13 protein-coding genes are annotated in these 12,521 nt (G+C 63.2%); 7 read left to right on the top strand and 6 right to left on the bottom strand.

Annotated features, from left to right (window positions below):
* Positions 1-167: 167 nt before the first annotated feature.
* The gene (locus tag ACFQ6H_RS15310) at positions 168-1,223 is read left to right on the top strand and encodes a 2Fe-2S iron-sulfur cluster-binding protein (protein ID WP_378447219.1); all 1,056 of its coding nucleotides are present in this window, start codon (positions 168-170) and stop codon (positions 1,221-1,223) included.
* Here the strand turns inward: ACFQ6H_RS15310 and ACFQ6H_RS15305 are convergent.
* Entirely contained in the window at positions 1,195-2,514 is a 1,320-nt protein-coding gene (locus ACFQ6H_RS15305; protein WP_378647035.1) for a glycosyltransferase 87 family protein, read from the bottom strand. The genes ACFQ6H_RS15310 and ACFQ6H_RS15305 overlap by 29 nt on opposite strands.
* Positions 2,515-2,552: 38 nt before the next feature.
* A complete protein-coding gene (locus tag ACFQ6H_RS15300) occupies positions 2,553-3,290 on the bottom strand; it encodes a DNA alkylation repair protein (protein WP_378647033.1) in 738 nt (245 codons plus the stop codon).
* A 359-nt stretch (positions 3,291-3,649) separates the two neighbouring features.
* On the opposite strand from ACFQ6H_RS15300, the gene ACFQ6H_RS15295 reads away from it, so the two are divergent.
* Positions 3,650-4,018: an SPW repeat protein gene (locus ACFQ6H_RS15295; protein WP_378647031.1), complete on the top strand. Its 369-nt coding sequence runs from the start codon at positions 3,650-3,652 to the stop codon at positions 4,016-4,018.
* Between the two features lie 71 nt (positions 4,019-4,089).
* Here ACFQ6H_RS15295 and ACFQ6H_RS15290 read toward each other — a convergent pair whose 3' ends face one another.
* Both ACFQ6H_RS15290 and ACFQ6H_RS15285 read right to left on the bottom strand, forming a co-directional pair.
* Positions 4,090-4,854 (bottom strand): glutamate racemase, encoded by a 765-nt coding sequence (locus ACFQ6H_RS15290; RefSeq protein ID WP_378447216.1) that lies wholly within the window; start codon positions 4,852-4,854, stop codon positions 4,090-4,092.
* A gap of 42 nt (positions 4,855-4,896) precedes the next feature.
* Positions 4,897-6,075, bottom strand: a complete 1,179-nt coding sequence (locus ACFQ6H_RS15285) for an NAD(P)/FAD-dependent oxidoreductase (RefSeq protein WP_378647029.1) — start codon at positions 6,073-6,075, stop codon at positions 4,897-4,899.
* A 184-nt stretch (positions 6,076-6,259) separates the two neighbouring features.
* On the opposite strand from ACFQ6H_RS15285, the gene ACFQ6H_RS15280 reads away from it, so the two are divergent.
* The 5 genes from ACFQ6H_RS15280 to ACFQ6H_RS15260 are packed head-to-tail and all read left to right on the top strand — an operon-like array spanning position 6,260 to position 8,821.
* Positions 6,260-6,727, top strand: coding sequence for an Asp23/Gls24 family envelope stress response protein (locus tag ACFQ6H_RS15280; protein ID WP_003941912.1), 468 nt, complete (start codon positions 6,260-6,262; stop codon positions 6,725-6,727).
* The gene (locus ACFQ6H_RS15275; protein ID WP_378548720.1) at positions 6,724-7,101 is read left to right on the top strand and encodes a hypothetical protein; all 378 of its coding nucleotides are present in this window, start codon (positions 6,724-6,726) and stop codon (positions 7,099-7,101) included. The genes ACFQ6H_RS15280 and ACFQ6H_RS15275 overlap by 4 nt, the downstream gene beginning before the upstream one ends.
* 1 nt (position 7,102) lies before the next feature.
* Entirely contained in the window at positions 7,103-7,282 is a 180-nt protein-coding gene (locus tag ACFQ6H_RS15270) for a hypothetical protein (protein WP_003942043.1), read from the top strand.
* Positions 7,269-8,261 carry a DUF6286 domain-containing Asp23/Gls24 family envelope stress response protein gene (locus tag ACFQ6H_RS15265; protein ID WP_378548717.1) on the top strand — a complete coding sequence of 331 codons (993 nt, stop codon included), beginning with the start codon at positions 7,269-7,271 and terminating at the stop codon, positions 8,259-8,261. Before ACFQ6H_RS15270 ends, ACFQ6H_RS15265 begins: the two co-directional genes overlap by 14 nt.
* Complete coding sequence (locus ACFQ6H_RS15260; protein WP_378537689.1) at positions 8,258-8,821, top strand: hypothetical protein; 564 nt, start codon at positions 8,258-8,260, stop codon at positions 8,819-8,821. Before ACFQ6H_RS15265 ends, ACFQ6H_RS15260 begins: the two co-directional genes overlap by 4 nt.
* Positions 8,822-8,914: 93 nt before the next feature.
* Here the strand turns inward: ACFQ6H_RS15260 and tuf are convergent, their stop codons facing one another.
* Both tuf and fusA read right to left on the bottom strand, forming a co-directional pair.
* Positions 8,915-10,105 (bottom strand): elongation factor Tu, encoded by a 1,191-nt coding sequence (gene tuf, locus ACFQ6H_RS15255; RefSeq protein WP_019744283.1) that lies wholly within the window; start codon positions 10,103-10,105, stop codon positions 8,915-8,917.
* A 125-nt stretch (positions 10,106-10,230) separates the two neighbouring features.
* Positions 10,231-12,333 (bottom strand): elongation factor G, encoded by a 2,103-nt coding sequence (gene fusA, locus ACFQ6H_RS15250; protein ID WP_003942073.1) that lies wholly within the window; start codon positions 12,331-12,333, stop codon positions 10,231-10,233.
* Between the last annotated feature and the right edge of the window lie 188 nt (positions 12,334-12,521).

Raw genomic sequence — 12,521 nt, 5'->3', positions numbered from 1 at the left:
CGGCCCGATCAGACCGAGGTGGTTCCCGCTGATCGGGAACGTGTTGCTCGGCGACTACGATCCCCAGTAGCTTTTCATCACTGCTAACATTGAACTAGAACACGTTCTAGATGTTGCACTTCACTGACCTGCGCTTTACCCAGCTTCACGAGAGGACTAGCTTCGCGATGACGACAGTCGAGGTACCGCACAGCTCGCGATCGGCGGTACTCACCGTGTCCGGAGTCATCGAAGAGACTTCCGACGCCCGGTCGCTGGTGTTCGAAATTCCCGCAGAACTGAAGGACAAGTTCGACTACAAGCCCGGTCAATTCCTGACCCTGCGCATCCCGAGCGATCAGACCGGCTCGGTCGCTCGCTGCTACTCCCTGGCCAGTTCGCCCTTCACCGACGACGCCCCCAAAGTGACCGTCAAGCGAACCGTCGACGGCTACGGCTCCAACTGGCTGTGCGACAAGCTCCAGGTCGGCGACACCATCGAAGTGCTGCCGCCGTCAGGTGTCTTCACGCCCAAGTCGCTCGATCACGACTTCCTGCTCTTCGGTGCGGGCAGCGGGATCACTCCGGTGATCTCGATCCTCAAGTCCGCCCTCACGCAGGGCAGCGGCAATGTCGTGCTGATCTACGCGAACCGCGACGAGAAGTCCGTCATCTTCGGCGCCGAACTTCGCGAGTTGGCGGCGCAACACCCCGGCCGCCTCACCGTGGTCCACTGGATCGAAACCGTGCAGGGACTGCCCGCCGTCTCGCAGTTGGCGACGCTGGCCAAGCCATTTGTCTCGTACGAAGCCTTCATGTGCGGCCCCGGCCCCTTCATGGACGCCGTCCACAAGGCACTGGCAGAGGCCGGCATGCCCCGCACGCAGGTTCACGCCGAGGTCTTCAATTCACTCGCCGGCGACCCGTTCCGTGACGTCGAGGTAGCTGAGGTCTCCGACGAGGAAGCAGCCGACGCCGCGACTGTCGAGGTCGAACTGGACGGTGAAACCCACACCCTCGTCTGGCCGCGCAAGCAGACGCTCGTCGACATCATGCTCGCCAAGGGCCTCGACGTACCGTATTCCTGCCAGGAAGGTGAGTGCGGCTCGTGTGCCTGCACCGTCACCGAAGGCGAAGTTCAGATGGACAATTCCGAAATCCTCGACGCCGAGGACGTGGCGAACGGTTACATCCTCGGTTGCCAGGCAAAGCCGATCACCGATCACCTGAAGATCGAGTTCTAAGCCCTGCTTCCACGCATGACGGCCCCTGATTCCCTGCGGAATCGGGGGCTTTGTCATCTTCTGAGCCATCATCCACGCCATCTTCCGAGTCCCGCCCCGTAACCCACTCCGGCGCCGTTGTGGGCAACCGCCACAACGCAAGAATCAGCACCAGGGTCACGATCAGGAAGCCCTCACGAAGGACCAACCCCAGCGGCAGCAGGAGCGGCGATGTCTCGATGAACTGCTGCCCCATGCTCGGCCCGCAATAGACGACGGCCAACCCCACAGCGGCCGCACCGAACTGCAGGGGCGATCGAAGCCGAAAGAGAACCGTGACTGCAGCGGGCACGAGATACACCCAGTGGTGAATCCAGCTGATCGGCGACAGGATCGGCGCACTCAATCCGATCACCAACGCCGCATCAACCGCACGCCCGACGCGATAGACATCTCGGGCGACCCAGAGCGCTGCCGCCGCGCACAGCACGGTCAACGGCATCGCCAGCGCCGCCGTCCAGGTGCCCAGGGCCGCAAGTCCACCCTGCAGCGAACTGTTGCCGGCACTCGCGATCGCCTGCCCGCTCAAGTCCACCCGATCACTGAGATTCCAGACGACGTCCGACCAGAAGGTCCAGCTGACGGCCGGGTCGACCAGTACTGCGACGGCCGTTGACGCGGCAAATCCGATCGAACTCCAGATCGCGAGCCGCCACTGCTTCGTCACGACGAAGTAGACGACGAACAGAGCGGGCGTCAGCTTGATCGCAGCCGCGACGCCGATCATAAGTCCTCGCGGAATCCATCGGCCGAATCTCGAATCCTCCCGGCGGGTCACGTCGAACAGGACGAGCAACATCAGCACCAGGTTCACCTGGCCGAAGGAGATGTGTGCACTGACGATGGGCGTCACCGACACGGCCAGGACCAATGCTGCCATGACCAGGGGCCGCTTCGGGACGCTAGCGGGAGTAAACCTTGCGACCGTCCACACGACGGCCGCGATGCACAGCCCCGACCACAGCAGATAGGCAGTCCACCAGTCGAAGAGAACAGTCGGCCAGAGGAAGATCACCGCGAACGGGGTGTAGGTGAACGGCATGCCCTCGTCGACGATCAACGGGCCGACAAGATTGCTCTCGTAGATGTTCGAGCCTGCGGCAAATGCCTGGGCGGCATAACGGTAGACGAGAAAATCAACGGGTTCGACGGCTCGAACGGAGTACACGAGATAACACAGAGCTGCGACGCCGGCAGCGATCAGTGAACCGATCGTCACAATTCGAGACGCCTCGACACGGGTGGCGGGCATACCGAGAATCGTCCCACAACCTACCGAGCGGTAGTCGTCTAGCGGGCTGCCCGGAAGTGCGCGCGCTCGTCTGCGGTCAAGTGCTCACACGCGTAGCTCAGCGCCGTGCGTCCCATGTCTGCTGCATTCTCAGTAAGGAAGCCGGTCAACAAATCCCGATCCACCCGCTTGCCCACCTCGCGGAGCATCCAGCCCATCGCTTTCTGGGTCAGGTCTCGTCGATCACCCAGCACCTGCGCGGCAAGCTCGAGCGTGGTCGACGCGTCGCCGCGAGTGATGAATCCGTACGTCGTCAGCAGCGCCACCCGTCGTCGCCACAGGTCACCCGAATCGGAAAGCTCGAAGATCAGCCGGCGATCTCGGTCGTACAGCCAGCCGCCGAGAATCTGGCCGGCCGACGAATCCACGAGATCCCAATTGTTCACCCGCCCGTCCTCGACAGCGGTGAGATAGAAGTCGGCGATGCGGGCGCGACTCTCGTCGTCGAAAAATTTTGGGCGACTGACTTTTTCGAACTGAGCGACCAGGATCAGCAGCCCGGCCAACCGGTGCTCGTGAACGTCGCTGTCGAGAAGGAGGCGTATCTGAGGCAACGCGAGGCCCACATGCTTCTTCACCACCGAACGCGTCTTCGGCACTCGCACTCCGATGAAGACATCACCCTCGCCGTACTCCCCCGGCCCCGTCTTGAAGAACCGCTGAAGGTGGACGGCATCTGCGGGATCCGCGAGATCGGCCAACTGCTCGATCACGTCCTGGGCACTCGATTGCGTCACCCCAGAACCTTCTCACGGGCCGCCCGCGCTGACTCTTCGATTCTCAGCGTCCTCACACCGTGTGCCCTGCTCGGCCACAGGTCGGCAGACGACACTCGAGGACAGTCAGTGAAAGGACCACCCATGATCACCGCCGCTATCGCATTCACCACTCTCACCCTCATGGCACTCTCGGGACATATCGCGGCAAGCGCGCCGCGTGGGCTCGTGGTAATCCGGACGAATGGTCACAAATCTTGATATTCGAGCCCCCGTATCGACCCTAACTGCAACGCGAATGCAATTGGCGGAGAGTTGATCTCGATCTTCCGCGGGCGTGTACTACAGGTGGACACACTCTCGTCTTTGGAGGTCTCGTCATGAAGTCGTGGAATCGAATGCAAGATGCCGTCGCGGTGGTTCTCGGCGTCTTTGCGGCTCTCTCGCCGATGTGGCTCGACACCACCGATCGGGCAATGTGGTCACTCGTCGTCCTGGGTGTCCTGGTTGCACTGTCGGGTCTGGCGCACATGGCACGTCCGGACCTGGCCATGGCGGATTACGCGATGGGCGTTTTCGGCGTCTTGATGTTCATTTCACCCTGGGTCATGAACTTCGACGCTCTGCGCGGTGCGTCGTGGACGGCCTGGGTTGTCGGGGTTCTGACAGTTGTGGTCGCGGTGAGTGCGATGCCGGTGATGAGTGCGCGGATGCATCACGGGGGTCACGGCGGCGTAGCTGCCCATTGACAGAGCGGCGTAGCTGCCCATTGACAGAGCGGTGTAGCTGCCCATTGATGAATGGCTGAATACAGGCTGGATCAGGCTTTGATCGCGCCCAACAACCGCCCGGCGTCGAAGGCTTCGGCGCTGGGCGGTAGCGCGCCCGGCCGCCCGCTCACAAATACCTCGACGGTTCCCGATCCCACGCCCGCGGCGCCGAGCCCGTCGATCCGCCGCAAAGTCTGTCGTGCAACGGCTTCCGCGCTGTCGAAGAGTGTGACGCCCGCCGGCAACCGCGCTGCGATTTCGTCGGCAAGCAGTGGGTAGTGGGTGCACCCGAGGACAACGCCGCTGACGTCGTCCGGGGTACGGGCCACTGCGGAATCGATGGCAGCAAGTGCGGCCGCGCGATCACCGAGATCTATCGAATCGGCCAGGCCGTGGCACGGCACCCCGACGACCTTGGCGCCGTTGCCGAACTGCTCGATCAGATCGGCTTGGTACCGGCTGGCAGTTGTCGCGGCGGTCGCCCAGATCGCCACCGAATCGCACGCGGCGGCGGCGGGCTTGATCGCGGGCACGGTTCCGATGACGGGCACTTGCGGTCCGACGAGTTCGCGGACGTGCGGCAGCGCTGTGACGCTGGCGGTATTGCATGGGAGAACGATGACCTGAGCTCCACGATCGAGGCTCCGCCGCACCGCACCGAGGACCCGGTCGATGACCCACGGCTCCGGCTTGGGCCCCCAGGGGGCGCCGTCCGGATCCAGGGACAGCACCAGATCGAGATCCGGGCGCAGGCGTCTGAGCCACGCAGAGGTAGGGAGCAGGCCCAGTCCCGAGTCGATGAGTGCAACGATCACCGCACAAATCTATCGTCTCGGAACCGGACCTGCCTCATCCGTTCAGGCTGGTGTGGACTCCAACACGTCCGAGATGGGCGTGCCGGCCGCGATCTTTGCACGCATCTTCATCACGGCTCCCGCGCTACCTCCGCCGACGACAGCTGCCAGCACACCGTCGCGCTCGTAGTAGGCGACGAACTTGCGGCCGTCGTCCTTGACGATGTGAACGGTGTCCGTGGGTGCGACGGTCCCCAACGCCTGGATCTTGACGTCGTACTGATCGCTCCAGAAGTACGGAACCTGCGCCGGCGCATCCGGATCACCGGTTCCGGTGATGGCGCCTGCCAGGATCTTGGCCTGGTCCCCCGCGTTGGTCCAGTGTTCGACACGCTTGCGTCGATCGCCGATCTGCCAGGACGCGACGTCGCCGACCGCCCAGACGTGTTCGGTGCTGGTGCGGCCGACGCCGTCGCAGAGCACTCCGTTGTCGAGTTCGATCCCCGAACCGTCGAGCCATCCCGTGACTGGCACCGAGCCGACTCCGATCGCCACCACGTCGACCGGGATCTCCGAACCGTCGCTCAAGGTCGCGGCGGCAACCGCTCCCTCGCCGGACAGCGAGGTCAAGCCGGTGCCGACGCGGACGTCGATGCCCTCGTTCCGGTGTAGACGTTCGACGAGAGCGCCGACGACAGGGCCCAGCACCGATGCCAGCGGTGTCGGTTGGGGTTCGAGCAGGACGACGTCGACGCCGTGAGACTTCATGCTCGCGGCCAGTTCACAACCGATGAAGCCGGCCCCGACGATCAGCGCGCGCTTGCCGGGAGCCAAGTCGGCGCGAAGGGCCAACGCCTCATCGATGGAGCGCAGAACGTGCACTCCGGACAGCTCCGGAAGGCCGGCGATCCGACGCGGAGTCAGTCCGGTCGCGATGATCAACTCGTCGTAGTCCAGGGTGGATCCGTCGGCGAACGCCACGGACTTGGCAGCAGTGTCCACCGAGGTTGCCGGCGAACCGAGCTTGAGGTCCACCTTGTTCTCTACGTAGAACTCGGCCGGGCGCAGCGTTGTCTCGTCCTTGTCACCGCGGATCACTTCCTTCGACAACGGAGGCCTGTCGTAAGGCAGATGCGTTTCCCCACCGGCGAGCGTCAACTCGCGCTCGAAACCCGCTCGTCGTAGTTCCTCGACGGTTCGCAGTCCCGACAAACCCGCACCCACGATCACTATCCGTGCCACCACGTACCACCCTGTCCGACCCACGTCACTTGCAGCGCCCACTATGAACGCCGTCACTATTTGCCTCCGACTCTGCCATACGAAATGCCGGAGTAGGTGTGGTGCATCCCGCATGGCCACCGACCAGTCACTACAGTTGTAAGTACTTCAGACGCACGCACTGACACATGAGCAGGGAGCCCCCATGACCAGCGATTCCAGTGAAAAGAACAGCGTCCGATTCGGCGCCGACGGTGGCGCGGAACTAGTCAGCACCCAGGGCAAGACGATCATCGCCGACGCCGTGGTCGCCAAGATCGCCGGTATCGCGACCCGCGAGATCAACGGCGTGTACGACGTCGGCGGGGGCACAGCGCGTGCGGTGGGGGCACTTCGCGACCGCATACCGGGCGCCCGCGTCAACCATGCCCAGGGCGTGGCGGTGGAGGTGGGCGAGAAACAAGCCGCCATCGACATCGGAATCGTCGCCGAGTACGGCGTCGCACTCCACGAACTGGCGGTAGGGATCCGCCGAAACGTCATTGCCGCAGTCGAAAGCATGACGGGTCTCGAGGTCACCGAGGTCAACATCACCGTCTTCGACGTCATGCTCTTCGAGGATGCCGAGAGCGGCGGCAGTACCGATCCGGAAGCCAAGCCGAGGGTTCAGTGAGTACCGCCGACGCCGGCCGCGAGATCGACGCGGCCGAGATTGTCGCCGACGCCGTTCTTGCGATCCCGGAAGTGGCAGATCTGCACGGCGGACAGTTCGGTGAGGTGGGGACCTACCTCCCAGGACGCCGAATCACCGGCGTCGTCGTCGACGAAAACTCCTGTGCGGTGCACATTTCCGTTCACTACCCGGCCGACGTTCGCAGCGTCGCCGAACGTGTCCGAACTGTGGTGGCGCAGTTGGTCGACGTACCGGTCGACGTCACCGTCGGAGACCTGTCGACAGCGGGGTACCTGCCGGATATCTCCGAGAATGTAGTCACCGAGCCTTCCAGCGTCACCGACATTGCACCGAACATTCGAGAAGGGAACTGACATGAACAGCACCACCGTCGGACTGCTGGTCGGTCTGCTCCTCGCGCTCGCCGGAATCATGGGTGGATTCAGCGGATTCGTCTTCGCAGTCCTGCTCGGCGCCGCCGGTATGGCGATCGGAGCACACCGCGACGGACATCTCGATCTCGGCGCGATCCTTCGAAGCCGTGGCCGTGGCTGAGCCAGTTGATTCGAGCGCGGCAGACGATCCCGGCCTACGCGGTTCGCTGGTCATCAAGGACCGGGCGATGGCCAAGATCGCCACGGCCGCAGCGGTAAACGTCCCGGGAGTGGTCCGCCAGTCCGGCGGTTTGACCCGCTTGACCGGGCGCGACCTTCCGCGAGCCGACATCTCGATGGGCAGCGACGCCGTCGCCATCAACCTCTTCCTCGCCGTGTCCTGGCCGTGTTCGGTCACCGAACTGACCGGGCGCGTGCGAGCGGAAGTCGGACGCAGCGTCGAGTCGCTGACCGGCCTGCCCCTCCACGACATGAACGTCATGATTGCGGCAACCGAGGGCGCCGACGATTCTTGCGTTTCCGGCGCCGAGATCACGGAAGGCCCTGCACAGGAGGCGCTCTCGGCTCCGATTCCACCGCGGGTTCCCTCCGCGAACCCGGCCGCCGCGGTCTCCGCCGTCGTCATCGCGTGCGGCCTACTCGCACTCGCGTTCGTGGTCTCCCGCGAATGGTTCATCAACCGTGGAACTTTCGAATCGGCACCCTGGATCCGAAACTCCGTGGAATGGACGTCGCGCCTGCACTGGCAACCGTGGCTGCTTCCGGTTGCAATCGCCGCCGTCGTCGCGGGCGTGGTCCTGATCATGTCTGCGATCAAACGCCGCGCGAAAACCCATGTACCACTGGGTAACCCGAGCGCATCGACGGTATGGATGCGACCGACGGACATCGCACGTCTGTGCAGTAGCCACGCGGCGATCGTTCCCGGCGTCGGCTCGGCCCACACCAGCGTGGACCGCAAACACGTCAAAGTCCACGTCGAATCCACCGGTGGCGATCGCGCCCAACTTGCCGCGGCCGTCGACGAAGCCGTTCGGCCTCACCTCGCGATACTGCAGCAGCCACTGCAACTTTCGGTGGTCGTGAGAGAAGCCGCCGCACGACGAGAAGCCGCAGTCCGACGAAAGGACGCCTCGTGAACCGTTGGATCTCCGCGGTCGATCGGACCATCGTCCTCATTGTCGGAATCGCGCTGCTTGCGGCCGGCGCATACGCCATCGCGTGGGACGCGGGTGCCTCGCTGATTCGAACCTGGGTGTCACGACTTGATCGGGAAGTCCTCTTCGGCCTTCCGGAGCAACCTTGGTGGCACTGGGTCCTCTCTGGCACCTTTGTTCTCTGCGTCGTCACCGGTTTCGGGCTTTTGTACCTGAACCTTCGCCGGCGCCGAACGAGCGCAGTCACTTTGCGGCACAACGAATCCGGTACCGACGTCAGCGTGGACCTCGGACCGGTTGCCGACGGTGTAGCTGCCGAACTCGCCCAGCTGAGCGGCGTGCGAAGCACCAGAAGCAAAGCGACGATCGATCGCGGCCTGCCGACGCTGTCGATTGTCGTCACCGCAGATCCGGCGATCGACGTCGCCGGATTCACCGCTTCGGCCGAACGCATCGCCGGTGCAACCAGGCGAAGCCTCGACGGCTCACCCGTCGCGGTGCAGGTTCTGCTGCATCTCGACCGGGTCGAAGCCACCAAGTAGGTAAGAAGCAAACAAACACAGAAAAGGCGCTCACTCCCCGAAGGGAATGAGCGCCTTTTCTAGTGCTGTGAATCAGCTAGCGAGACGAGAGTCTCACTTGATGATCTTGGCAACCTTGCCGGCGCCGACCGTACGGCCGCCTTCGCGAATTGCGAAGCGCAGGCCCTCGTCCATGGCGACAGGCTGGATGAGCTTGACGGACATCTCGGTGTTGTCACCGGGCATGACCATCTCGGTGCCCTCAGGCAGCGTCACGACGCCCGTAACGTCCGTGGTACGGAAGTAGAACTGCGGGCGGTAGTTGTTGAAGAACGGGGTGTGGCGGCCGCCCTCGTCCTTCGACAGGATGTATGCCTGGCCCTCGAACTCCGTGTGGGGAGTCGTGGTGCCCGGCTTGACGACAACCTGTCCACGCTCGACATCTTCGCGCTTGATGCCACGAACGAGCAGTCCGACGTTGTCGCCGGCCTGGCCCGAGTCGAGCAGCTTGCGGAACATTTCGATACCCGTGACGGTGGTCTTGGTGGAGGTCTCCTTGATGCCGACGATCTCCACCTCCTCGTTCACGTTGACCGAGCCGCGCTCGATACGACCGGTGACAACGGTGCCACGGCCGGTGATCGTGAAGACATCCTCGACGGGCATGAGGAAGGGCTTGTCCGTCTCGCGAACCGGGTCCGGGATGGACTCGTCGACAGCAGCCATCAGGTCGAGAATGGACTGCGTCCACTTCGGGTCACCCTCGAGTGCCTTGAGTGCCGAGATCGGAATGACGGGGGCTTCCTCGTCGAATTCCTGAGCGGCCAGCAGTTCGCGGACCTCCATCTCGACGAGCTCGAGGATCTCGTCGTCGTCAACCATGTCGGCCTTGTTCAGGGCGACGAGGATGTAAGGAACGCCGACCTGGCGAGCGAGCAGGACATGCTCGCGCGTCTGGGGCATCGGGCCGTCGGTAGCTGCGACGACGAGGATAGCGCCGTCCATCTGAGCTGCGCCGGTGATCATGTTCTTGATGTAGTCGGCGTGACCCGGTGCATCGACGTGCGCGTAGTGGCGCTTTTCCGTCTGGTACTCAACATGCGAGATGTTGATCGTGATGCCACGAGCCTTTTCCTCGGGAGCCTTGTCGATCTGATCGAAGGCCGAAGCCTCGTTCAGGTCGGGGAATGCATCCGCGAGAACCTTGGTGATGGCCGCCGTCGTCGTGGTCTTGCCGTGGTCGACGTGACCAATGGTGCCGATGTTCACGTGCGGCTTCGTCCGCTCGAACTTCGCCTTCGCCACTTTGTGTCCTCCTGGACTGTTGTTGCTTGCCGTATGCAGCAGTGCGGTTGGTTGTTACTTGGTCGTGCTTCGTGCCGGAAGAAACCGAAGTCGCTTGCCGGCGCGGGCTGGGGAGCTCGCTGTGCTTACTCGCCCGTCGCCTTGGCGATGATTTCCTTCGAGACGTTCGCGGGAACCTCTGCGTAGGAATCGAACACCATGGAGAAGTTCGCACGGCCCTGGGTCTTCGACCGCAGGTCACCGATGTAACCGAACATCTCCGAGAGCGGAACCAGCGCCTTCACGACACGGGCACCACTGCGTTCCTCCATGGCCTGAATCTGGCCACGGCGGGAGTTGAGGTCGCCGATCACGTCGCCCATGTATTCCTCGGGCGTTGTGACCTCGACAGCCATGAGCGGCTCGAGAATGACGGGGCCGGCCTTGCGGGCGGCTTCCTTCAGTGCCTGCGAACCGGCAACCTTGAACGCCATTTCCGAGGAGTCGACGTCGTGGTAAGCACCATCGAGCAGCGACAGCTTCAGGTTCACGAGCGGGTAGCCGGCGAGAACACCGTACTGCATCGCGTCCTGCGCACCGGCATCCACGGAGGGGATGTACTCGCGCGGGATACGTCCGCCGGAGACCTTGTTCTCGAACTCGTAGGTAGCACCGTCTTCGCCCACGAAAGGCTCCAGAGCGATGATGACCTTTGCGAACTGGCCCGAGCCACCCGTCTGCTTCTTGTGGGTGTAGTCGTGCTTCTCGACCTTCTTGGTGATGGTCTCGCGGTACGCAACCTGCGGCTTACCGACGTTCGCCTCGACCTTGAACTCGCGACGCATGCGGTCGACGAGGATGTCGAGGTGGAGCTCGCCCATACCGCCGATGACGGTCTGACCGGTCTCTTCGTCGAGTTCGACCGAGAAGGTCGGATCCTCTTCGGCGAGCTTCTGGATCGCGACGCCCAGCTTTTCCTGGTCGGACTTGGTCTTGGGCTCGATGGAGACCTGGATGACCGGCGCGGGGAACGACATCGACTCGAGGACGATGGGGCTCGCCTGATCGCACAAGGTGTCACCGGTGGTGGTGTCCTTGAGGCCGATCATTGCGTAGATGTGGCCGGCTACGGCCTCGTCTACCGGGTTCTCCTTGTTGGCGTGCATCTGGAAGAGCTTTCCGATGCGCTCCTTCTTGCCCTTGGTTGCGTTGAGCACCTGAGCGCCCGGATCGATACGACCCGAGTACACGCGGACGAAGGTCAGCTTGCCGAAGAACGGGTGAGCAGCGATCTTGAAGGCGAGAGCCGAGAACGGCTCTTCCTTGCTCGGCTTGCGAGTGATCTCTACTTCTTCGTCACCGAGCTTGTGGCCGACGACCTCGCCGATGTCCAGCGGGTTCGGCAGGTAATCGATGACCGCGTCGAGCATGGGCTGAACGCCCTTGTTCTTGAACGCGGAGCCACAGATGACCGGGTACAGCTCGGAAGCGACCGTCATCTTGCGGATGGCGCCCTTGATTTCCTCGACCGTGAGCTCTTCGCCGCCGAAGTACTTCTCCATGAGAGCTTCGTCGGACTCGGCAACGGTTTCGAGCAGCTTCTCGCGGTACTCTGCAGCCTTCTCGACGAGGTCCGCGGGGATCTCTTCGATGGTCGGCAGTGCACCGGTCGGAACTACGCCGCGCCAGGTGATGGCACGCATCTCGACCAGGTCGACGACGCCGTCGAAGTCGTCCTCAGCGCCGATGGGCAGCTGGAGAACGAGCGGCTTCGCGCCGAGACGGTCGATGATGGTCTGGACTGTGAAGTAGAAGTCCGCGCCCATCTTGTCCATCTTGTTGACGAAGCAGATGCGCGGAACGTCGTACTTGGCAGCCTGACGCCAAACCTGCTCGGACTGCGGCTCGACACCTTCCTTACCGTCGAAGACAGCAACTGCGCCGTCGAGCACGCGCAGCGACCGCTCCACCTCGACCGTGAAGTCGACGTGGCCGGGGGTGTCGATGATGTTGATCTGGTTGTTGTTCCAGAAGCAAGTCACGGCGGCAGACGTGATCGTGATGCCGCGTTCCTTCTCCTGCTCCATCCAGTCCGTCGTCGACGCACCGTCGTGCGTCTCACCGATCTTGTAATTGACACCGGTGTAGAACAGGATGCGCTCGGTGGTGGTGGTCTTGCCGGCATCGATGTGCGCCATGATGCCGATGTTGCGGACCTTGTTCAGGTCAGTCAGCACTTCCTGTGCCACAGGTTTCTTCCCCGCTCGTTGCTTGGTTTTCGGGTGTCGGCCGTATCCGGTGTGTTCCACCGTCAAGGCCATGGTCTTTCAATTATGTCTCTGCCGAGGCGAACCTGGCCACCTGCGTCCGGAAACCGGCGAGATGATCAGGTCGCCAACGGCGACAAGCGTCGGAGCCCCACCCGATGGCAGTTGCT

Origin of the sequence: Rhodococcus sp. NPDC056506, assembly GCF_042794945.1 — a bacterium.
Classification (GTDB): Bacteria; Actinomycetota; Actinomycetes; order Mycobacteriales; family Mycobacteriaceae; genus Rhodococcus_F.
This window is presented reverse-complemented; position numbering and strand designations above follow the sequence as displayed.

Excerpts from the sequence above, each read along its gene's own strand:
- ACFQ6H_RS15280 (WP_003941912.1), top strand. The coding sequence starts at position 6,260 with ATGACCAGCGATTCCAGTGAAAAGAACAGCGTCCGATTCGGCGCCGAC.
- ACFQ6H_RS15305 (WP_378647035.1), bottom strand. The coding sequence starts at position 2,514 with ATGCCCGCCACCCGTGTCGAGGCGTCTCGAATTGTGACGATCGGTTCA.
- ACFQ6H_RS15310 (WP_378447219.1), top strand. The coding sequence starts at position 168 with ATGACGACAGTCGAGGTACCGCACAGCTCGCGATCGGCGGTACTCACC.
- ACFQ6H_RS15295 (WP_378647031.1), top strand. The coding sequence starts at position 3,650 with ATGAAGTCGTGGAATCGAATGCAAGATGCCGTCGCGGTGGTTCTCGGC.
- ACFQ6H_RS15270 (WP_003942043.1), top strand. The coding sequence starts at position 7,103 with ATGAACAGCACCACCGTCGGACTGCTGGTCGGTCTGCTCCTCGCGCTC.